23 protein-coding genes, 1 tRNA gene and 1 riboswitch are annotated in these 22,591 nt (G+C 32.0%); of the genes, 12 read left to right on the forward strand and 12 right to left on the reverse strand.

Translation table 11 applies throughout. The annotated features are described in order from the left end of the window. Nucleotides 1-15 precede the first annotated feature (15 nt). Together EVJ46_03725 and EVJ46_03730 are read left to right on the forward strand one after the other, a co-directional pair. Nucleotides 16-681, forward strand: coding sequence for an MBL fold metallo-hydrolase (locus tag EVJ46_03725; protein RZD17349.1), 666 nt, complete (start codon nt 16-18; stop codon nt 679-681). Nucleotides 682-819: 138 nt separating this feature from the next. Further along, entirely contained in the window at nt 820-1,803 is a 984-nt protein-coding gene (locus tag EVJ46_03730) for an HD domain-containing protein (GenBank protein ID RZD17350.1), read from the forward strand. Nucleotides 1,804-1,820: 17 nt separating this feature from the next. On the opposite strand, the gene EVJ46_03735 is transcribed toward EVJ46_03730, so the two are convergent. Next, nucleotides 1,821-2,534 carry a Bax inhibitor-1/YccA family protein gene (locus EVJ46_03735; protein ID RZD17351.1) on the reverse strand — a complete coding sequence of 238 codons (714 nt, stop codon included), beginning with the start codon at nt 2,532-2,534 and terminating at the stop codon, nt 1,821-1,823. 144 nt (nt 2,535-2,678) lie between these two features. Then, on the reverse strand, nt 2,679-3,731 hold the full coding sequence (locus EVJ46_03740) for a M48 family peptidase (protein RZD17352.1): 1,053 nt from the start codon (nt 3,729-3,731) through the stop codon (nt 2,679-2,681). A 392-nt stretch (nt 3,732-4,123) separates the two neighbouring features. Between EVJ46_03740 and EVJ46_03745 the strand changes: the two genes are divergently transcribed. The 4 genes from EVJ46_03745 (at nt 4,124) to EVJ46_03760 (ending at nt 7,107) form a co-directional block, all read left to right on the forward strand. Next, nucleotides 4,124-4,552 carry a rubrerythrin gene (locus EVJ46_03745; GenBank protein RZD17353.1) on the forward strand — a complete coding sequence of 143 codons (429 nt, stop codon included), beginning with the start codon at nt 4,124-4,126 and terminating at the stop codon, nt 4,550-4,552. 17 nt (nt 4,553-4,569) lie between these two features. Then, the gene (locus tag EVJ46_03750; GenBank protein RZD17354.1) at nt 4,570-5,868 is read left to right on the forward strand and encodes a Fe-S oxidoreductase; all 1,299 of its coding nucleotides are present in this window, start codon (nt 4,570-4,572) and stop codon (nt 5,866-5,868) included. A gap of 9 nt (nt 5,869-5,877) precedes the next feature. Beyond that, nucleotides 5,878-6,540 carry a DUF3501 family protein gene (locus EVJ46_03755; protein RZD17355.1) on the forward strand — a complete coding sequence of 221 codons (663 nt, stop codon included), beginning with the start codon at nt 5,878-5,880 and terminating at the stop codon, nt 6,538-6,540. Between the two features lie 120 nt (nt 6,541-6,660). Continuing rightward, the gene (locus EVJ46_03760) at nt 6,661-7,107 is read left to right on the forward strand and encodes a hypothetical protein (GenBank protein RZD17356.1); all 447 of its coding nucleotides are present in this window, start codon (nt 6,661-6,663) and stop codon (nt 7,105-7,107) included. A gap of 27 nt (nt 7,108-7,134) precedes the next feature. On the opposite strand, the gene EVJ46_03765 is transcribed toward EVJ46_03760, so the two are convergent. The 3 genes from EVJ46_03765 to EVJ46_03775 all read right to left on the reverse strand — a co-directional run bounded on the left by EVJ46_03765 (nt 7,135) and on the right by EVJ46_03775 (nt 8,720). After that, nucleotides 7,135-7,220: transfer RNA gene (locus EVJ46_03765), tRNA-Leu, on the reverse strand. Nucleotides 7,221-7,347: 127 nt separating this feature from the next. Continuing rightward, nucleotides 7,348-7,803, reverse strand: coding sequence for a preprotein translocase subunit SecG (secG, locus tag EVJ46_03770; GenBank protein RZD17357.1), 456 nt, complete (start codon nt 7,801-7,803; stop codon nt 7,348-7,350). Nucleotides 7,804-8,135: 332 nt separating this feature from the next. Beyond that, on the reverse strand, nt 8,136-8,720 hold the full coding sequence (locus tag EVJ46_03775) for a phosphatase PAP2 family protein (protein ID RZD17358.1): 585 nt from the start codon (nt 8,718-8,720) through the stop codon (nt 8,136-8,138). A gap of 390 nt (nt 8,721-9,110) precedes the next feature. Here EVJ46_03775 and EVJ46_03780 point away from each other — a divergent pair, with 390 nt between their 5' ends. The 4 genes from EVJ46_03780 to coaBC all read left to right on the forward strand — a co-directional run bounded on the left by EVJ46_03780 (nt 9,111) and on the right by coaBC (nt 15,526). Further along, entirely contained in the window at nt 9,111-11,630 is a 2,520-nt protein-coding gene (locus EVJ46_03780; GenBank protein RZD17359.1) for a nucleotidyltransferase, read from the forward strand. 208 nt (nt 11,631-11,838) lie between these two features. Continuing rightward, nucleotides 11,839-13,377 carry a phosphoglucomutase/phosphomannomutase family protein gene (locus EVJ46_03785; protein RZD17360.1) on the forward strand — a complete coding sequence of 513 codons (1,539 nt, stop codon included), beginning with the start codon at nt 11,839-11,841 and terminating at the stop codon, nt 13,375-13,377. Nucleotides 13,378-13,468: 91 nt separating this feature from the next. Then, nucleotides 13,469-14,089 carry an MBL fold metallo-hydrolase gene (locus EVJ46_03790; GenBank protein RZD17458.1) on the forward strand — a complete coding sequence of 207 codons (621 nt, stop codon included), beginning with the start codon at nt 13,469-13,471 and terminating at the stop codon, nt 14,087-14,089. Nucleotides 14,090-14,251: 162 nt separating this feature from the next. Next, entirely contained in the window at nt 14,252-15,526 is a 1,275-nt protein-coding gene (coaBC, locus tag EVJ46_03795) for a bifunctional phosphopantothenoylcysteine decarboxylase/phosphopantothenate--cysteine ligase CoaBC (GenBank protein RZD17361.1), read from the forward strand. Nucleotides 15,527-15,684: 158 nt separating this feature from the next. Here the strand turns inward: coaBC and EVJ46_03800 are convergent, their stop codons facing one another. The 3 genes from EVJ46_03800 to EVJ46_03810 form a co-directional block, all read right to left on the reverse strand. After that, entirely contained in the window at nt 15,685-16,119 is a 435-nt protein-coding gene (locus EVJ46_03800; GenBank protein RZD17362.1) for a M67 family peptidase, read from the reverse strand. A gap of 128 nt (nt 16,120-16,247) precedes the next feature. Beyond that, complete coding sequence (locus tag EVJ46_03805) at nt 16,248-16,694, reverse strand: transcriptional regulator (protein RZD17363.1); 447 nt, start codon at nt 16,692-16,694, stop codon at nt 16,248-16,250. Between the two features lie 138 nt (nt 16,695-16,832). Next, nucleotides 16,833-17,168: a hypothetical protein gene (locus EVJ46_03810; GenBank protein ID RZD17364.1), complete on the reverse strand. Its 336-nt coding sequence runs from the start codon at nt 17,166-17,168 to the stop codon at nt 16,833-16,835. 493 nt (nt 17,169-17,661) lie between these two features. Between EVJ46_03810 and EVJ46_03815 the strand changes: the two genes are divergently transcribed. Both EVJ46_03815 and EVJ46_03820 read left to right on the forward strand, forming a co-directional pair. Further along, nucleotides 17,662-18,111, forward strand: a complete 450-nt coding sequence (locus EVJ46_03815; protein RZD17365.1) for a DUF134 domain-containing protein — start codon at nt 17,662-17,664, stop codon at nt 18,109-18,111. Between the two features lie 65 nt (nt 18,112-18,176). Next, the gene (locus EVJ46_03820; GenBank protein RZD17366.1) at nt 18,177-18,569 is read left to right on the forward strand and encodes a hypothetical protein; all 393 of its coding nucleotides are present in this window, start codon (nt 18,177-18,179) and stop codon (nt 18,567-18,569) included. 168 nt (nt 18,570-18,737) lie between these two features. Here the strand turns inward: EVJ46_03820 and cofH are convergent, their stop codons facing one another. The 4 genes from cofH to EVJ46_03840 form a co-directional block, all read right to left on the reverse strand. Further along, entirely contained in the window at nt 18,738-19,850 is a 1,113-nt protein-coding gene (cofH, locus tag EVJ46_03825) for a 7,8-didemethyl-8-hydroxy-5-deazariboflavin synthase subunit CofH (GenBank protein RZD17367.1), read from the reverse strand. Nucleotides 19,851-19,894: 44 nt separating this feature from the next. Next, nucleotides 19,895-20,704, reverse strand: coding sequence for a thiazole synthase (locus tag EVJ46_03830; protein RZD17368.1), 810 nt, complete (start codon nt 20,702-20,704; stop codon nt 19,895-19,897). Between the two features lie 61 nt (nt 20,705-20,765). Next, entirely contained in the window at nt 20,766-20,966 is a 201-nt protein-coding gene (thiS, locus tag EVJ46_03835) for a sulfur carrier protein ThiS (protein RZD17369.1), read from the reverse strand. A gap of 328 nt (nt 20,967-21,294) precedes the next feature. After that, nucleotides 21,295-21,443: riboswitch (TPP riboswitch) on the reverse strand. A gap of 181 nt (nt 21,444-21,624) precedes the next feature. Then, nucleotides 21,625-22,581 carry a PLP-dependent cysteine synthase family protein gene (locus tag EVJ46_03840; protein RZD17370.1) on the reverse strand — a complete coding sequence of 319 codons (957 nt, stop codon included), beginning with the start codon at nt 22,579-22,581 and terminating at the stop codon, nt 21,625-21,627. Nucleotides 22,582-22,591 lie beyond the last annotated feature (10 nt).

A 22,591-nucleotide genomic window follows, 5' to 3' on the forward strand; every position in this document is an offset into this window, starting at 1 on the left:
TAAGGAGATATTTTAATGTACGTCTATAAAGATATTACTATAAAAAGAATTGCCCATGACTGTTTTTTAGTTTCAAACGGTAAAATTAATCTTTATTTTGACCCGTTTAAGATAGAAGAAAACCTTCCGAAGGCTGATTATATTCTTATAACGCATGAACATTTCGACCATTTTTCAATAGATGATATAAGAAAAATAATTAAAGAATCCACCGTTTTATTTATGAATGAAATGACTGAAAAGGCATTGGGCGACCAGTTAGCAAATAAAATTGTGATAATTAACCCTGGAGATTCAATGGATTATGATGGAATTCACATAAAAGGAGTTCCTGCTTATAATGTCAACAAATTTAGAGAACGCGGCATCGTATATCATCCTAAAGAAGATAAAAAATTAGGGTTTATAGTGCTTATTAACAATGTAAAGATTTATCATGTCGGAGATTCGGACAATATTCCTGAAATGAAAAATTTAAAGGATGAAAATATTGATATTTTGCTAATTCCGGTAAGCGGAACTTACGTAATGACTCCCAAAGAGGCTCTCGACGCTACATTAACTATTAATCCAAAAGTTGCTATCCCTATGCATTACGGGGCTATAGTCGGTTCTGAAGCCGATGCGCAGGATTTTGTAGAAGCAGTCAAGAAAAAAGGGTTGGATGCCGTTTTAATTTGATGTTAATTACTGTATCTAAGCGGTTTATTTATTTACATGATTAATAGCATAATAATGGCAAAAACGACGCCGAATGTATTTAACCGGTTTATTTTTTATTTATACATAGTTATATTCTGTCAAATTATATAAAACCATATGCAAAAAGAAAATTATCTGCCGATAATAATAGAAAGTCTCGTATTCGGCAAAAATTCCGATTATCCGCTATATATTAAAACAGGCGACAGATATGTTTTATACAGGTCGAAAGCGCTTATATTCTCGAATAACGATGTTTTAAGACTGAAAAATAACGGAGTCTGCAATCTGTATATTAAACAGGAAGATAAAAGAACATATGATGCAGATATGATAGAACATATGAAGAACATAACATCTGCCGACAATAAAAGTTTTGAAGATAAAGCCGTGAGTATTTACAATTATTCAAAAATATATGCGCAATATATAATGACTACCGGAAACATAAAAGATGTCAAAGAACAGCTGAAACAGGTCATTGAAACTATGGTGGAATATATTTTAATGAGTGAACTTGCTTTGGTTAATATTATTCATATGTCACAGCACGATGCCGGCGAAGTGGGGCACGGTATGAACGTCAGTATTTATGCCATGACGCTTGCAGGCAGATTAGGATTTTCCAACAAAGTATCATTATATGAGATAGGATTGGCAGGATTAGTGCATGATATAGGAAAAATAAAAATTTCACAGCAATTACTGCAGAAACAAAATTTGACCGAAGAAGAATTAAATGAAATAAAGAAGCATCCTATTTATTCAAAAGAAATTTTAATAGAAAATGAGGTTGACAACGATAATATTATAAATGCCGTTATTGAACATCATGAAGCGTCAAACGGAACCGGTTATCCGTATGGTAAAATGGAAGAAAATATTTCCGCTTTCGGCAAAATACTTATAGTTGTCAATATGTTTGATTCGCTTACAAGGGAGTTGCCATATAAAATCAAATTAGAAAAAAAAGACGCGTTAAACAATATGATGTTACATAGAGAACTCTATAATAATGCATTTTTAAAAGAATTTGTGCTGCTCATGAAAGAATCAGGCGAGAAAAGCAAATTGATCACAGATATTAATTTTATTTCTTAATCTTTTTAATTTTAACTTTAGTCCCTCTGCTGACCAAATAAATTTAAAAGCATCAGGAAAAGATTTATAAAATCAAGATAAAGGGTCAATGCGCCCATAACCGTCTCTTTTCTTTCATCAAAAGAACCGCTCATGTAAATCTGTTTCAATTTTTGCATATCGTAGGCTGTCAAACCCAAAAATATAACTACTCCCAGTATAGAAATAATATACATTAAGGCGCTGCTGTGCAAAAAAAAGTTGACAAACATAGCTACTATTATCGCAATTAAACCTACCATCATAAAATTACCCATGGATGTTAAATCTCTCTTGGTTGTATAGCCTATAAACGCAAGCAAACCAAACGAAAATGCTGTTAGAAAAAATACTAATCCTATGGATTGCGATGTGTAAATTAGAAAAATTGTTGAAAATGTAATGCCGGTAAGGGCGGCATACAAAACAAAAATGGTTTCGCTCATAACGGCAGGCAATTTATTAATGCCGAATGAAAGTCCTAAAACTGCGGCAAGCTGTAATCCTATAAGTATATAAAATAACAGGACATGAGTGCTCAGAAATATTACCATCGGCTTATCCGAAGACACTAATTCCGCAATAACGCCTGTAATAGCCAGTCCGAAAAGCATCCATGTGAAAATACCCCTGAAAAAATCCGACAAACCTTCTCTTTCACCGGTGCCGTAAGCCGCCCTTATGCCGCCGTTTGAATTATTTCCAAAATACATTATGCACCTCTTGAAAATTAGATTATTTTATTTATCATATTAAGTATTAAGTATATGAAAGTGTTTACAAAAAAATAAAATCAAAATTATTAACTTTCAATTATTAGCTTCAAAATACATTATAATAAAATTTAGTCCTGAAAATCAATCTAATTTGAGCATATGTCCGTTATCTTTGAGCCATTTTATACGGATTTTGTAATCAGGCATTATTAAACCCACATAATTCCAGAAGTTTTTAGAATGATTTTTATGTATCGTATGCGATAGTTCGTGAATTATCACATAATCAATGATATCTGTCGGAGCCATTATCAGTCTCCAGTTTATTCTTATGCAGTCGTTATATGAACACGAACCCCATCGTTTTTTTGCAGAGGTTAAACCGATTTTTTTATATTTAAAACCGTGAGCGTCCGATATAACTTTAATCCTTTGCGATATTACGGCGGATGCTTTATATTTATAAAAATTTTCAAAAAATAATCTATAGTCCTCAGCAGTGTAAAAATTACGGCGGTTTTCAGAATAGTTTACACTTTTGCTATCTGTTTTTTTGCCGATGCATTCGTATTTATAATATTTATTTTTCGGTATAATCTCTATTTCTATGCAGCTATTCTTTACCGTCTGAATAAAGCGTTCTGTTTGAACAGGAGGTATATTGAAAATATAGAAAGATTGAGAATTTTCATTATGTAATAGACAAAAATTATCTAATATCGATAAAGAGCAGTGCGCAGATGAGATATTTTCCGAACTCAGCGCTAATTTAAAATCATTTTCATTGCCGTCAATAATTTTTAGAGTATATTTTTTTCCGAGGAGCAGAAATTTTTCACCGGAGACAAATAATTTCTGTTCGCCTGCAGCATATTTTTTAGACTCCATAAGTTCAAATTTTTCATTGAGCCATTTCTCATTTTTTTTTAACAGATTATAAATGCCTGATTCAGTATAATTTAACGGCAATCTTATAATAAGGGTTGCGGAAGGGGTAATTTCCAAAGTTACGCTCTTTCTTCTGCTTTTTATGATTTTTTCTATCTTATCCGGATTAATAACAGAATGTATATCCGGTATTTTTTTTATTAAGTCTGTATTTATAAATTTTTTTTTGTATTTATCATTACGATGCAACGCATTATTTTTCAAATTCATTTTTTTGCCGATTATATTAAAAATTTTTTCAAACATTGTTTATAATTATATAAAATTTATATTTATTTAATTTATTTATTTATTTAATTTATTTATTTATTTAATTCATTTATTTAATTCATTCATTCATTCATTTATTTATTTACTTACTTATTTACTTACTTATTTATTTATTTACTTACTTATTTATTTATTTACTTATTTACTTACTTACTTACTTACTTACTTACTTAGATTATTTATTTAATTTATATATAATTTGTTTAAAAAGACGGCTGCAAAATTTTAAAATATCTTTTTGTTTTATAAAACAATTGCCAATTAAATTATTTACGATATAATAACATTATATTATGATTGCTGCTTAAAATAAAATAAGTTAATTAAATAATTAAATAATTAAATAAAAATCCGGAGGTTTATCTGTTATGGCTAAAACATTAAAAGGAACGAAGAGTTTTGAAAATTTAAAAAATGGATTTGCAGGAGAATCAGAAGCGAATAGAAGATATTTGTATTTTGGAAAAGAAGCCGATATTCAGGGTGAGCCGGATATTGCAAATAATTTTAGAGAGACAGGGGAAGGGGAAACAGGGCATGCTTTCGGACATCTTGATTATTTAAGAAAATATGAAGGCGGAGATCCGGCCACTGGCAAACCGCTTGGCGATTTAAAAGAAATGCTGGAATCGGCTTTTGCCGGTGAAACATATGAGTACACCGAAATGTATCCGGGTTTTGCCAAAACTGCAAGAGAAGAAGGTTTTGACGACCTGGCTTTGTGGTTTGAAACACTTGCAAAGGCGGAAAAATCCCATGCAGGAAGATTTCAAAAATTACTTGAAAATTTTAAATAAATTAATCAGGAGCATCAATGTACAAAGCAGGTGCAGACCCGAAAGAAGCTCAGAACTTCGATATAAAAGACGCAAATTTTTTCAGTGAAGATAATCTTTTTGAAGAAATAAAAAGGGTATACCTTAAGTGTATAAGCTGCAGGCTATGCGTTGGGTTTTGTCCTTCGTTCCCTGCAATATTCAACGTTGTAGATAAAAAAGACGGCGATGTCGGGGCTATGACTAAAGCAGAATTGATGAAACCGCTCGATTTATGTTTTTACTGCAAACGATGCTATTTTAAATGTCCGTTTACTCCCCCTCATGAATGGAAAATTGATTTTCCGCATTTAGCGCTTAGATTTAAAGCGTTCAGATTTAAAAAAGAAGGAGCAAGAATTCAGGACAAGCTGCTTGTCGATACCGACAGTATGGGTAAAAAATCAGTCCCTATGGCTTCTATAATTAATAAAATCAATACATCAAAGGCTGTGCGTTCCATAATGGAACCTTTTATGGGCTTGGATAAAAGAGCCAAATTACCGGTGTTTAATAAAATAACATTTGAAAAATGGTTTCGCAATAATTACAAGCCGGATAAAAAACCTGTAGAACAGTTTAGCGGAAAAGTCGTTCTTTTTTATACCTGTATGCTTAATTATAATTTTTTAGAAAGAGGGATTGCTTTAATCAAAGTTTTAGAAAAAAATAATATATATATTGAGCTGCCGGACATACAATGCTGCGGCATACCTTTTTACGATACAGGGGATATCAATAATTCAATAAAAAAAGCCGAATACAATGTCAAGAATTTAAAAAAGTATATCAAAGAGGGTTTTGATGTAATAGTTCCTGTGCCGACATGCGCAATGCAGATTAAACATGAGTATCCGCTGCTGCTTCCAGACGATAAAGACGTACAGTTAATTTCAGCTAAAACCTATGAAATAAACGAGTATCTGTTTAATCTATACAAAAATGATAAATTTAATACCGATTTCAAAAAATCTATGGGTAATATCGCCTATCATATTAATTGCCATTTAAAATCCCTTAATGTTGGCTATAAAGCGGTAAATCTATTAAAACTTATTCCTGATACCAGGGTTAAAATTATAGAAAAATGTTCAGGACATGACGGAACATTCGGGGTGAAGAAGAAAACCTTTGATTACGCTCTAGATGTAGGAAAAAGTTTATTTGAAGAGATAACTGAAATGCAGATGGATTATTTTATTTCGGATTGCCCGCTGGCTTCTGATCAGATTGAGATGGCAACAGGCAAAAAAGTCAAGCATCCGGTTGAAATTTTATATAAAGCTTATTCGGGTTAGCAGATAAATATGAGAAAAATTGAGCTTAAAGATATTATAAACATTTATGAATACGAAAAACAAAGAGAACAGCGAATAAAAGATATTCTGCAGTTAAAAGAGAGAAGAAGAATCCATATTGGCGACAAACTCTTAATAACGTTTGAAAATTTTCAAACGTTATTGTTTCAGATTCAAGAAATGCTCAGGGTGGAACGGATTGTTTCTGAAGAAAAGATACAGGAAGAAATTGATGTATATAATGAGTTAATGCCTCAAAAAAATGAGCTTTCTTTTACTTTATTTATAGAAATACCTGATGATGAAGAAAGAAAAAAGCTGATAACAAAATTAGTCGGTATTCATGACTTCGTTGAGCTTCATATAACGAGAGTGAATCATGAAAATAGTCGGAATGATGAGCTGAATAAGGATATGACTAACGAACTGAATAACAATATAGTCCGGCGGGTTATAGTTATTAAAGGGACTGCCGATAAACAGAGCGCATTAGATTATAAAACGAACCGTACTCAAATGGTGCATTTTTTAAAATTTCATTTTAACGAAGATGAGATAAAACAATTTGAAATCGGCAAAAGCTTAATTGCCGTCAATCATCCTGAATACAATTATAGCACTGTTATAGAACCGCAATTAAAGCGGGAGTTGTTAGATGATCTATTGCAATAAAAAATATATTTGCGCTATAAAGTAATTTTTTTGTTTTAATTAATGAGACTAGACTATTATTAGCAAACAATAAAAAATAATACAATAAAATAATAATAAAACAATATACAGAGAGATGACATGGCTTACTTGTTGAAATCAGAACAAAGTTTTGTTTTAGAAATATTGCTTGGCACAACAATTTCGGAGTATAAAAGAATAAGGAAAGATTTAAAATTTTCAGAGAATATAACGTCTATCGACTATTTAAGTCTTTTATATATCAAACTTAATATATCTGCAATAGATGACAAGATTTTTAAAAGTATACTCGGTTCGCTGAGGACTGCGGATTCTATGATTATCAAGGGCAAAGAAATTATTGTATTTTTGCCCGGAACAGATAAAGAAGGCGTTTTACATTTAGAAGCCGGAATAAGAGAATTTTTAGACGATCTTTATGAAGGATATGTGAGCGTGTCATACCCAGAAGACGGTGATAACAAAATAGAATTGATTAATAATTTTAAAAAATATATAAGATTAAAATTTAATGAAGATTCAGAGCTGCTGAAAAACATTAATTAAATTTTTATTTAGTTAACATTTTAAAGATGGTGCCGAAGGCCGGAATCGAACCGGCACGGATATTATCCACCACCCCCTCAAGATGGCGTGTCTACCAGTTCCACCACTTCGGCAGTTTTAATACTTTATACTTTAGATAACACACAATATAATGAAATTTTTTTAATGCATTCTTCTGCGTTTTACAGCTTTACAAATTTATATATTATAATATTATTATATTATAATTCAGTCCTTTAACTATTTTTTTGATTTCTCGCTTGTCTTATTATTAACAACCGTGCTGTTTTTTGCAGGCGTTTTAACAAGAGCGCTATTATTGGCAGCTTTACCGGTATGATTTGCCGTAATTTTTTTGGCTGTAATCTTCTTAGAAATATTTAGACTGCCGGTTTTTTTTACTGCATTTTTGCCTGCTGCAGATGTTTTTTTAGCAGAAAGATAGTGTTTTATGGATATTGGCGCAACCTGCTTTGCCGCTATATAGCTTATTAAAAACGCCGAACCAAGAAAAATTACCGCAAGCACGGCGGTAGTTTTGGTTAAAAAATTTCCGGCTCCTGAAGCCCCGAACACGGTTTGGGAACTCCCGCCGAAGACGGCGCCCATTTCCTGACCCTTACCCTGCTGCATTAAAATTACGATGATAAGAAAAATAGCCGAAACTATAAGAACAACTGTTAAAAAAGCAATCATAGTATAATTATTAATTATTTATTAAAATTAGTTAAATTAGCTTGCAAAGAATCTATTTATTTACTATTTTATTATTTTATTATGCACAAAACAATAAAAAACTGTTTTCTTATATATTAATGATAATTAAATATACAAGTTAATTGTTAATAATATAAAATTGCGGATAAAAAGTCAATTTTAATTTTTTTCCTTAATCCTGCAATAGAAAGTTATCTACTCGGAAAAGGTGTCAGACACCTTTTACTTAGACACCTTTTACTTCCTTTTACTTTTTACTTATATTTCGCTTAACAGAGCAAAGAAATGCATAAATATTTTCTATTGCAGGATTAAGGTTTTTCAAAATTATATCCGTTTGTTTTTGTAATTCTTTGATAAATTATTAATGTAAGTTTAGCAAAACCGTATCCTAAAATGCCTCCTGCAATTACATCAAGAGGATAATGTTCGCCGTCATATACCCTTGAAAACGCGACGATTGCGGCTAATATATAAAATAGTTTGTAATGTTTAGGAAAAAAATAAGCAAGGGCAACGGCTAACGAAAAAGCTGTTGTTGAATGACCTGAAGGGAAAGAATATTCGGTAAGATGTCTTCCCAGCAGGTCGATATGCACCAAACCCTGTTCTATCAATTTATGCATTGCGACGATTGGTCTCGGTCTGTTTATTAATCTTTTTAAGATAATATCAAATATGCCTGGAACCAATTGAGTAATAAATAACAAAAAGAAAGATTTTTTAAAATTTTGTCTGTTATAAATATAAACAAATAATAAGACAAGCCAGTATACAACCCAGCCGTTTCCTAAGAATGTGACTGCCCTCATATTTTCGTTGAGCATTGAAAAATGAAAATTATTATTTATAAATAAGAACAGCAGCGTATCTAAATGTAATATGTATTTAAGCATAATTTTTTTATTAAAATTTTTAAAATTTGTTATTTTTTTAAATAATTTAAGATATAATTAAAATATAGGTGTATTAAATGTTTATTTATAGTTTAATAGTTTAATATTTATATTTTATAGTTTAATATTTAATAATGCACGCTAAATATTTACGGCAGCAAGTTGTTATAATTATTTTATTTTATATACTTTTATGTACGGCGGCTGTGTTTAAAATATATAATATTTATTTTTGATGCTGATTTCGCTATCGCGTTTTGTGCAACTTCATATATCTACCTTATCATATTTAGTTCGTTAATTAAATAGATAATTAACATGTCTATATCAATTAATATAATTTATGATACTTTTATTATAAAAAAGCATAAAAAGGAGGAAAATTAATCTATGCAAGCTGTTATTATGGCAGGAGGTTTTGGAACAAGACTTAAGCCGTTGACGAATAATACTCCTAAACCGATGATACATGTCGCCAACAAACCTATGATGGAACATGTAATAAATTTATTGAAAAAATATTCGATTAAAGACCTTATCGTTTTGCTTTATGTTCAGCCTGAAGTCATTACAAGCTATTTTAAAGACGGAAGCCAATTCGGAGTCAATATTAAATACATTCTTGCCGACGAAGATTATGGTACTGCCGGAAGTGTTAAAAATGTTGAAAAATTTATCGAAGAAGACAGTTTTATGGTTATAAGCGCCGATATTATTACAGATTTTAATCTTCAAAAACCTGTTGATTTTCATAGAGAAAAAAATGCCGATGCGACTATAGTTCTGACAAGGGTTGAAAATCCGCTCCCTTATGGAATAGTTATTACCGACAATGAAGGTAAAATTAATAAATTTCTTGAAAAACCGTCATGGTCGGAGGTTTTTAGCGATACTATAAATACAGGGATTTATATTTTAAATAAAAATATATTTAAATTTATTCCAGAAAAAAAGGAATTTGATTTTTCTAAAGAGCTCTTTCCTTCTATTATGAAAAACAATATGGAGCTTTACGGTTTTATTTCCGACGGATACTGGAAAGACGTAGGCACGCTTTCTGAATACAGACAAAGCCACCTTGATATTATTGCAGGTAAGGTTGATATCGATATAGACGGAGGACATTTAACAAAAAAAAATATACGTATTGCGGAAGGTACAATAATTGATATAACTTCCGATGTTGAAAATTCAATATTCGGGAAAAATATCAAAATAATGCAGCAATGCAAAATCAAAAACTGCGTTATCGGCGACAATGTAGTTATACAGGGGAATACATCAATAAGCGGCTCTGTTGTCGGTAAGAATTCGCATATCGGCAGCTCATGCGAATTACAGGAAACTATCTTAGGATATAGAACACAGGTAGGAAATAATGTCTTTGTCGGTACCGGTGGAATTATTTCAGATGCATGCATAATAGGAAATGACGCGGTTATAAATCCTAATGTGAAAATATGGCCGTTTAAAAATGTGGAAGACGGCGCTATACTTTCAGAAAGTTTAATCTGGTCCGATAAATGGAGCGCAAGAATTTTTGGTCAGTATGGAGTTACAGGGCTTGCCAATTATGAAATAACGCCGGAATTTTGTTCAAAATTGGGCGCTGCCTTCGGTGCATCGATAGGCAAGTCTAAAACAATATCTATTTCAAGAGACAGCCATAAAGCATCAAGACTTTTCTCAAGGGCTATGATGTCCGGCGTTCTTTCCGTCGGCGTTAATGTAAACGATTTTAGCGACACTCCTATACCTATTGCGAGATATCAGGCGCGACAATATAAAACATTCGGCGGTATTCATGTAAGAAAACATCCTTTTGACAGAAAACTGATAAATATCAAATTTTTTGATTCGGAAGGATTAGACCTTTCTCTTGCAAATGAACAAAAGATAGAGAGATTGTTTTTCAGAGAAGATTTCACAAGGGTGGGCTCTGAAGACACAGGAGAAATTTTTTATCCGACACACGGCACGGAATATTATACCGACGGATTTTTAAAAACAATAGATGTTGATAAAATTGCTAAAAGGAATTTTAAAATAGTTATAGATTATTCTTACGGATCTTCCAGCAAAATATTTCCGGCGATAATAGGCAAATTGGGCGTTGAATCCGTTCATCTCAATGCCAATCTTGACCAGACTAAAATAACCAAAAGCGATGAAGAATTTAAAAAATCGCTAAAAGATCTTTCCGGTATTGTAAGGTCAATTAACGCGGATATAGGTATCTTTATGGATAACGGCGGAGAAAAAATTTTTATATGCGATGAAAACGGCGATGTAATTGACGGGAATACAGCCCTTTCGCTCATGAGCCTTTTAGTTATGAAAACGGAAAATCAGAATAAAATTATTTCTGTGCCTGTAAATTCTTCATTTAATATAAGCAAATTAGCAAAAGAATACGCTTTTGAAGTAATTCCGGCAAAAAATTTTTCAAGCGCTCTGATGGAAAAGGCGGCAAATTCTCAAATATGTTTTGCTGGGGACAATGAGGGCGGATATATACACCCCGTGTTTCAGCCTGCATTTGACGGAATGTATTCGGCAATAAAACTTTTAGAAATGCTGGCAACGTTAAACACTTCTATTAAAAATGAATTGAGATATGTAGAGCCAAGTTATTTTGAATACACAACTGTACCGTGTCCAACAGAACTAAAAGGTTTCATTATGAGAAAATTTATAGAAACGTATAAAGAAGAAGATGCATTGTTTGTCGATGGAATAAAACTTTTTAAAGCGGACGGATGGGTCTTATCCACCCCTGCATCTGAGGGAGCATATTTTGAAATTTATTCCGAAGGTAAAACTAAGAGTGAAGCTGTTGAGTTTTTAGAGCAGTTTAAGAACAATATTGAAGAATGGAAAAATGAAAGAACATTCAGTTTTCAATCTTAAGATTAACACCGTGCAAATTAAATTAAGAATATTATGCGCTTGACACCGATGATGCTGCTGTATTTACCTTATCTTATCATCTTACGCCGAGCAAATTAAATTAAGAATCTTATGCAGCATGAAGCCGAATGTTAAACGGATGACAATATTTAGATTATTAGATGATTGCAATAAGTTAATTTATGGAGATTAAATATGGAGATTGAATATGGAGATTGAATTTGGCACGTCCGGCTGGAGAGGAAAAATAGCCGATGATTTTACTTACGAAAATGTAAAGTTAGTTTCTCAGGCAATATGCAATTTTTTAAATGAAAAAAGCGCAAATGTCGGCAAGATTGTCAAAGATAGACAGAACGGCGGTATTGAAAACGAACATACGATTACGGCAGGCAATACAGAAAAAATTATAATTGTAGGATATGATACACGTTTTTTATCTGAAGAATTTGCAAAATGCGCAAGTGGTGTTTTTTGTGCTAACGGCTTTAAAGTATTGTACTGCGAAACTTTTACGCCTACTCCGGTTCTTGCTGCGGCAATATTAAAAGAAAAAGCGCTGGGAGCTATTAATATTACCGCAAGCCATAATCCGTACAATTATAACGGGGTTAAATTTTCGCCTTGCTGGGGAGGACCTGCCCTTCCTGAAGATACCGAAATTATTACCGATAAATCAAATGAACTGCTCAAAAATCCGCATTATAAATTTATTGAATTTGATGAAGCAAAGGATAAATCTCTATTAAAAGAAGTAAGTTTTATTGATTATTATATCGGTCTTATAGAAGATAAAATAGATTTTAATCTGATAAAATCTAACGGCAGCAATATTTATATTATTGTGAACCCCATGCACGGCACTTCCAGCGGAGTAATAGACAAGGTGCTAAAAAAAAACGGCATAGATTTTGACATATTAAATCCGCAGAGAGATGCCTTTTTTGGAGCCGGAAAAGCACCTGACCCGTCTGATAAGAATTTAGCCGACCTTAAAGCAAGAATTAAAGAATATAACGATAAAAGAAATAATAATAGCGACGGCAAGAATAAAAAAATAGCATTCGGACTTGCTACGGACGGTGACGCGGACAGATACGGGATAATTGACGAAGAAGGCAGATTTGTCGAACCTAATATTATTTTGCCTATGCTTTATAATTACTATATTTCAGGGAAGAATATAAAAGGCGATGCTGCAAGAAGTGTGGCTACCTCAGCGCTTATTGACAGAGTTGCGAGGAAATACGGTTTTAAAATTCATGAGACTCCTGTCGGGTTTAAATATCTAGGAAAATTAATTTCCGAAAAAAAAGTTATAATGGCGGGCGAAGAATCGTCAGGGCTTACCGTTATAAACCATACGCCTGATAAAGACGGCATATTCACATGCCTGTTAGTTCTTGAGATGCTCTCTTTCTATAAGAAACCGCTAAACAGTTTAGTTAAAGAATTTATGGAAGAATTCGGTCCTATTTTTACTAAGCGTATTAATGAACCTGTTAACAGAGAGAAGTTCAAAGCGAATATAGACAGCAAAATGGCGGCATTTCCTTCAATTTTTGAAGGAAAAAAGGTAATAAATAAAAGTTTTGTCGATGGATATAAAATCTTTTTTGAAGATGATGCGTGGCTCCTGGCAAGACTTTCCGGAACAGAAGAGGTCATGAGAATATACGGAGAAGCAGACACGTCTGAGACATTAAACTTATTAATTGAGTCATTTAAAACCTATTTAAATAAATAAAAAATGCTATAATATAAAAAGTTTTACAAATTTATCTTTTAAAATTTTAATTATTTATAAGGAGATTAAAATATTGCCGGTAAAATATTTTATAATACCTTCAGGGCCTTTTGAGGTAAACACTTATCTTGTTTATGACGATGAAAACAGTGAAAGACCCGGATTTATCATTGACCCCGGAGGGCAGGAATCTAAAATTGATAATTTAATTAAAGAAAATGATATTAACCTGAAATTTATATTAAATACCCATTGCCATATTGACCATGTGGCTATGGTTAATTATTTTAAAAAAAAGTATAGTATTCCGCTCTATGCAAATGAGAACGAACAGTCTATTATTGACAATTTAAAAGAACAGGCGGATTATTTAGGATTTGATTTTTCAGGCGAGAGTATTTCAATAGATAAAAAATTAGATGAAAATGAAAAGATAAATATCGGCGGCATTAATATCAGAACAATCTTTACACCCGGTCATTCACCCGGAAGCACGTCGTTTCTGGTAAATAATCGATTTCTTTTCAGCGGAGACACTTTATTCAGACAAACGATAGGAAGAACCGATCTTTTCGGCGGGGATTCCGAAAAAATAATAAGCTCTATTAAAAATAAGCTTTTTAAATTAAATGACGAGATTAATGTATTTCCGGGTCATGGCAGAGAGACGACTATAGGATATGAGAAAAAAAATAATCCTTATTTTTTATAATCTCTAAAAATTAATGCACGTCCTGCAATATGTCTAATAAATAAGATAATACGATTGGTTAATCGGCTGCGGTATCATTTAATTATTTCAATTGTCCCAGTTTTCTGTTATTAATACTATTAATATGGTAAATACTGTACGATAAACAGCCTATAAAAAAATATGGTATTAAAAAATAAAAAAATTATTCTGTGCATTACAGGTTCAATAGCAAGCTATAAAGCAGTCGAACTATACAGGGTTTTAAAAAAAGAAGGCGCCTCAGTTGTTATAATCCTCAGCTCGTCGGCTTCAAAGTTTATTTCTCCGTATATATTTAAATCATTCGGGGAAGAAGTATATAGCGATGACGCTTTTGAAATTCCTCTTGCGCATATAGAACTTGCAAAAATGGCAGATGCAATAGTTATTGCCCCCGCTACATATAATACGATAAATAAGATTGCCTGCGGTATAGCAGATTCTTTAATAACGCTCACTGTTTCGGCTTCCGGCGACAAGCCGTGTGTGATAATCCCTGCAATGAACGGCAAAATGTATTCAAATGAAATTTTACAGAAAAATATAAAAGAGATGCCTTCAAAAAAATATTTTTTTGTATCTCCCGCTTCAGGAGAATTAGCCTGCGGCGATTTTGGAGAGGGGAAATTTCCTGAAATTGCGGATATTATTTTCGAACTGGAGAGCGTATTTAAAAATAATATATTAAAGGGCAGAAAAATATTGATTACGGCAGGGGGAACAAGAGAGTATATTGACCCTGTGAGATTTATATCTAACGCTTCAAGCGGAAAGATGGGGGTTGCTATCGCTAACGAGGCGGCTAAGGAAGGTGCAGACGTTACGCTGATAGCATGTAATATAGATTTTTCATGTTTATATATAAGCAAAAAAATAAAATTGATTAGAACGCAGAGTTTCCGAGATTTAAAGGATAGCATTCTGAAAGAATTTTCAGATAATAATATATTAATTATGGCGGCGGCAGTTTCCGATTTCGGTGTAAAAGAAAAAAGCGCTTTTAAGATTAAGAAAGAAGATATAAGTCCTAAAGGTACGGTAGGTATGAGATTAAACCTTATTAAAAACGAAGATGTTCTTAAACTTCTTGCAAAAAACAAACAAGACGGTCAGATATTTTTTGGATTTGCTGCTGAAACCGATAATATAATTGAAAATGCACAAAAAAAACTTAAAGAAAAATCATTAGACTATATTTTTGTAAATGATGTTTCAAAAAATATAATAGGAAGCGATGAAAACGAAGGCTATATGATAAAAAAAACATCTGAATTCATTACGGCGGCAACTAATAAAAGTCGCAATGAAACTAATAAAAAATCAATCGAAAATTACGGTCCGCTTCTTGAAATAAAAAAATTTGAAAGGATGAACAAAACTGAACTTGCAGAATTGCTGCTGGCGGAGCTGATATAGTATAGTAATTATTATGTAATAGTATATAATAATACCGTACCATATTCGGTAACTGTAGAAGCAGCGCAGCCTGTTTAATTGCAAAACAAGTTAATATGCCCATCTTATTCTGTAGGCTGACGGCACAAACACAAACATATTTATATTTGTATTTATGCTTATTCTGCAATAATTATTTCCTCAATAATCGGCTTGTTAATTTTATCGGGCATCAAATAGTTTTTAATATCCGCGACATCTTCTAATGTGTTGCCTTTAATGGAAACGATTGTATAAGAGTAATATGGCCATGAAGCGCCGATATCGGTATTTGAAGGAACAGCAGGGTGGTTCGGATGGGAATGGTAGAATCCTATTACTTCTATATTTTCTTTTCTTGAAAGTTTATCTATTTCAAGCATATCCGCGGGTTCAATTTCAAATGCATCCCATGCTATTTTTCTGTATTTATTCCGAGCTGGAAATATTTTTGTTATTTTCTTATTATTGCCGTCAAAGATGCCGAGCATAGCTCCGCAGGCTTCATAAGGAAAAATTTCGGTAACGTGTTTTTTAATTATAACTAAATTTTCTTCAGAAATTATCAGCGGCATGGTTTATTATTAATATTATTATAAGCTACAGTTTTGATTATTTTTATTTTTTTAACTTTTTTATAATTATACAATACATACATACAATACATACACATTATACGTTTGTAGATAAATAAGTTTTTATTTTATTCCGCATCGCATAGGAGATTTTTCAAACAATTTTCATTTTCATTGGGATTATTTTTATCGTCATCCCTTATATCTTTTATTATGGAAAACAAAATATTAATAATAGAATTTTCGTTATTGAGTTTATAAAACGTCCATGTGCCTTTTTTTCTGGTTTTAACTAAGTTGGCTTTTCTGAGTATGCTGAGATGAAAAGAAAGATTCGGCTGCGGAAGTTTGAAAATTTCCTGAAACTTACAAACGCAAATCTCTTCATTTTCCGTTAATAATTTTATTATCTTCAATCTAATTTTATCAGAAAGTGCATAAAAAAGTTCTCTGACGTCATCAATATTATTACTGTCCGAATTGTCGGATAAAACGGTCTGTACAACAGGCTCGATAAGCTGATTGCGTTCTGCTGATTTGTTTTTACCGCTTTTTTTTACTGTTAGATTCGGCATTTTAGCTTTTTAAGTTTTTATGATCATTTTTATTAATTTCATTTATAAGCAATTATAGCATAAAATTTCCTAAAAAGCCAAAAAGACCGTCAGTTTTGTTTTTTATATTATATTATTGATTATTTATCTCTTATTATTTTAGCTGCATTTATTTTGATTTCTCATTGCTTTTTCCATCGTTGTTTTTATTTCGTCCTTATTAACATCCCCTTTAATTTCTATAGACAATTTGCCGTCAGAATCTTCTTTGAGCGAAATAGATTCTATCCTTTCTTTTTGAGATTTGCTTAAACAATCGCATTTGCCGGTATTACAGTTTTCTATACTTTTCTCCATATCGCTTTTTTTAATTTCCGAAGAATTCAGTTCGATAAGAACACCTCCGTCTAAATCTTTTATTAAGGCAGCAGCATCTTTAACCGTTTTATTTTCTCCAAAACTGCAGCAGCTTGAAGCAATAGATTTTTCATTCATTGTCGTTCTCCTAATTTTATTAAATTTTAAATTAAATTAATTAAATTGTAATATCATTTTGCGCAGCTGACAGGCTTAATCTGCTTCATCTATTGATTAAGCTGTTAATTTAAGTATATAAAATTATATTTATAAACTTGATTATAACTTGCCGCTGTTTCTATATTTATGTTCGTCTTTAATTTAAGTATATAAAATTATTTTTATATAGTCAAGTTATATATAAAATTATTTTTATAAACTTGATTATAATCTATTACTCTTTCTATATTTTTGTCATATTTTATATAGTTTACAAAGAATAAATATCAGAAAAAATAAATTATAAAATTTTTTTATTGACAAAGTTTCGTAAAACATTTATTATATTATTATTAGCATATGCCAATAACTATTTTTGATATATAACAGTTATATATCAAAAAAAATAAATGATAATTAAATAATAATCAATACAGTTAACTTATAATAAATAACGCAAAAAACAAAAAATATGAGACCGTTTAAATGCAGAACAGTTGAAAGCGAACCTGTCATCAGTTATTTTAAGCCAAACGGTATTCCGGCAAAATTATTAGAAGAAATAATATTGACGGTTGACGAGTTAGAGGCTGTGAGGTTGGATGATTTTGAAGGTTTATATCAGGAAGAGGCTGCGAGAAAAATGGGCATCTCACGTCAGACGTTCGGTAATATTATAACGTCTGCTCATAAAAAAATTGCTGATTGTATCGTTAACGGTAAAGCGCTAAAAATCGAAGGAGGTGTTATTGCAATGAAAAGACGTTTTTTATGTTCAGGGTGCAAGAACGAATGGGAAGAGTCTTTTGGAACCGGCAGACCTGCGGAATGTCCAAAATGCGGGTCAAAAAAGTTTCAGAGAGCGAATAAAGGAAAAGGAGAATGCGGCGGCAGAGGAAGACGTTCGGGATGTTCTAAGTAAATGTAAATTTTAATATTAAATGAAAAATTAATTGAAAATTAATTAAACAATCAAGGAGAAAAATTATGAAATTATGTATTCCTACGGTCAGTTTTGAAGGGGTTAAGGTGAGTAAACATTTTGGGAATGCTCCGTACTTTTTTATTTACGATACAGAAAATGAAACATCTGAAATAATTTCTAATTCTAATAAGATTCATGAACACAATATGTGTAATCCGATAGGTGTTATTGCAGATAAAAATGTCGATGCCGTTGTATGTTTTGGTATTGGCGAAGGCGCAATAAGAAATCTTAAAAGAGGCGGAATTGATGTTTTTAAAACTAATAGAAATTTAGTTTCCGAAGTGCTGCAGGACAGTAAGGATAATAAATTTAACAATTTTGAAGAAGGTCATATATGCAGCGAACATGACAATCATCATGGAAATGGCAGCGATATTCATGCATGTCATTAATGCCATTTGTAATTGAAAAATTTGCAGCAATAGTAAAGTAGAAATGCAATAAAGGGCGGAATTTTATAATTAGGCGCTGTTCGTGCAGTTTTATAAAACAAAAGGCATATTCTTTCAGAATGAAATATGCGCTAAAAGATAAAATAAATCCGCCCTCTTTTATTGCTTTTATTGCTGAATATAGTTATAAAGCGTATCTCTCCTGATAGGATTTTTTCCGGCTGATTTTATAAGAGATATTATATCTTTTTCACTTAGATACTCGCCGAAATTGCCTCCTGCACTTTTTGTAATATTTTCTTCCATGAGCGTTCCGCCGAAATCGTTAATTCCGCATGAAAGTGATTTAACCGCAAGTTCCGTGCCTATTTTAGGCCAGCTTGTCTGAATATTTTTAAAATTATTTAGATATAATCTTAATATAGCATAAAATTTTAGTATTTTTTGACTGTCAGCGCTTATGCCAGTTTGAATCTGATGTTTTAATGAAGTTTTTGACGCAATAAAAGGTAAAGCAATAAATTCCGTAAAACCGTTTGTTGAATCCTGAATTTTTCTTATTAAATAAAGATGATAAGCTATATCGGCGTTTGATTCAATGTGTCCGACCAGAATAGTAGCCGAAGATTTTATATTCATTTTATGCGCAGTTTTAATAATTTCAGTCCATTGGAGCGTGGATATCTTATCTTTGCATATTGCTTTTCTCGTTTCAGGCGCTAAAATTTCAGCGGCTGTTCCGGGCATTGAATCGAGTCCGTTTTCTTTTAGAATTTCAAAAACTTTTTCAAACGAAAAGCCTGTTTTGGCAGAAAGTTCAAAAATTTCCTGCGGAGAGAATGCGTGTATATGCAGTTCCGGAAAAGCGGCTCTTATAGATTTGATTAAATTAAAATAAAAATCAGGATTAAAATCCGGATTTATGCCTCCGGTAACACAAACCTCATTTATGCCGATATTATAGCCTTCATTTATTTTTTCAATAATTTTATCGATTGTTAAAACAAATGAGTCCTTTGAATTGACAGTTCTTTTATATCCGCAAAATTTACAATTCAGATAGCAGATATTTGTAAAATTAATATTTCTATTGACTACATATGAAACGTTATCGCCGTTGACAGATTTATTAAGATAAGCTGCGTATTGTATAATTTCGTTAAAATTTTCGCTATCATCAAGCAGATTCAAAAGTTCATCGCTATCTATCTGCTCAGATTTATCAATCTTATTAAAGATATTATCTAACTTATGATATTTGTTTATATTTATATTTATCATATTTTATATATTAAGATTGCAAAAAATATAAAAATTTATTTATATTAAAATACGATTCCTTCCATTTGAGTGGAAGCAGATGCGTATAGTTTCATTGGAATTCTCCCCGATAAAAAAGCCAGCCTCCCGGCTTTGACGGCGTAATTCATAGCAAGAGCCATATTCAGCGGATCTGTAGCTCCGGCTATTGCCGTATTCATTAAAATTCCGTCAACTCCCAGTTCCATAGTTTTTGCGGCATCGGATGCGGTACCGACTCCTGCGTCAACTATTACAGGAACAGATACGGTTTCTTTTATTATTTTTAAATTATAAGGATTTCTGATTCCTAAACCGGAGCCTATCGGCGAAGCAAGAGGCATTACAACCGGACAGCCCATATCTTCAAGTTTTTTTGCAACTATAGGGTCGTCAATAATATAAGGCATAACCGTGAATCCTTCATTTACCAGAACCTTTGCTGCTTTTAAGAGTTCTTCGTTATCAGGATAAAGGGTTTTAGGGTCGCCTATGACCTCTAATTTTACAAGGTCTGTTTTAAATATGCCGAGTTCGCGGGATAATCTTATCGTGCTTATAGCGTCTTCAGCTGTAAAACACCCTGCGGTATTCGGCAAAAGGGTATATTTATCCTGGTCAATAAATGATAGCATATTTTCTTTCTGTTCAAAATCGATACGTCTTATTGCAACCGTTATAATTTCAGCGCCGGAAAGCTCTATTGCTTTTTGCATAGTGACAAAATCCGGATACTTGCCCGTCCCGACTATTAAACGCGACTTGAAGGAATATTTGCCTATTTTTAATTTGTCTTCAAAATTGGTTGTCAGATGATTATTGGGTATTATAGCCATATATTCTCCTCTTTGCTTTGATATTATTTAGTGAAATGTTTTATTTTATAATTAAATTAAATTATCCGCCCGGTGCGATAGTTACCAGGTCCAATCTATCTTTATCTTTCAGGATAAATTCAGCATATTTAGCCTTTGGTACGATTTCTTTATTAACTGCAGCCGCCGTACTTTTAATATTGAGATTAAGAGTATCTATAAGCTGGGCTATAGTTAAGTTTTCATTTAAATTGATTTCTTTATCGTTTACGTAAATAAGCATAATTTATTTTTATAATTGAAGCCGTTAAATTTTACTATTTATTTTACCGATTTATATCATGTATTATGCGATAGTTCTTGTTTGCTTAAGATTAAATAATTAGTTAAAAAAAAAGCCCTTAAAGCTGCCGTATGAAAATTTCAGCTTTAAGGACCGCTTTTATATTTATTTAATTTAAATTAATTCAGAACCTGTCTACTTAACCATTGTCAGTGCCAGTATCCGCTGTATTTCTTATGAGTTATATTATACCGATTAAATTGGTTTATACAAATAAGAATAATACAACACAATGCAATTTAAAAATTGTTCTGAACTATTGTTATGTAAATAAGTTTATAAGCTTTCCTTCGCTGGTATTGTCCATATTCAGGTTCAGAGGGTTCCGGATATAAAATCCAATCTCAGCCTTTTATGTATATCTTCAACCGTGCAATTGAAACTGCACAGTCAATACAGGCACCCCTAGCATTTATATATTAAATACATATTATCATATTGCTATCGGTTAGTCAACAACTTGTAATGAAAAAGGTATCTGATTTATTTTTTTGCATATATTTTCTTTGCAAATTGAATGTTTTGTATGCAAAAAAATAAATCAGATACCTTTTTCTGTTAATATCAGAATTCCATGTCTTTAAGCATGGAGAGTATGTCAAAGCATATCTTTAAAGACGACGGTTGATAAATATCTGGAACCGGTATCCGGCAAAACCGTAACATAATTTCCATTATATTTTTGAGAAAGTTTATATATCCCGTATAAATTAGCGCCTGAAGAAAAACCGCATAAAAGCCCTTCTTTTTTTATAAGCTTTTTCAGCATTAAATAACTGCCTTCAGTGTCGACTTTCACGTAATCGTCTATAATATTATTATGGTCAAAACCTTTAAAATTAAATGAATAGTTATATTTCCAGCCCTCTATGCCGTGCATCGGACTATCAGGTATAACCGCTATAATTTTAATATTTTTATTGTATTCTTTTAATCTTTTTCCGGTGCCGAGAATTGTTCCGCCTGTTCCTATACCGGTCACAAAATAATCAATATTGCCGCCTGTTTGTTCAATAATTTCTGCTGCCGTAGTTTCATAATGCGACAGGGCATTATTAGGATTGTTATATTGGTCAGGCATATAATAGATATCAGTTCCGCCGGTTTTATATTCTTCAAGAGATTTTTTTATAGCTCCGTCATGACTTTCTTCGGCAGGAGTCAGAATTAATTCTGCACCGTAAAGTTTTATAAGCTGTTTACGCTCTTCGCTCATATTAGAAGGGGCGTATATTTTTACTTTGAGGTTTAAAAATGAACCTATCATGGCATAGGAAATACCGGTATTGCCGGAAGAAGAATCTATTATAGTCATATTTTGTTTAAGAATATTTTTATTTACCGCATCCCTCAGCATGTAAAATGCAGGTCTGTCTTTAATCGAACCGCCGGGATTCTGAGATTCTGTTTTAGCGTAAACCTTAGACCTATCAGAGTTGTTAAATAAATTATTTAATAAACAAATATTTGTTCTGCCTATAGAATTAAATATATTTAAACTTAAAAAATTAAATTTATATTTTAAATCGTTTTCAGTTTTTTTTTCTTGTGCCATTATGATTTAT

Source organism: Candidatus Acididesulfobacter guangdongensis (assembly GCA_004195045.1).
In the GTDB taxonomy this organism is placed as follows: Bacteria; SZUA-79; SZUA-79; order Acidulodesulfobacterales; family Acidulodesulfobacteraceae; genus Acididesulfobacter; species Acididesulfobacter guangdongensis.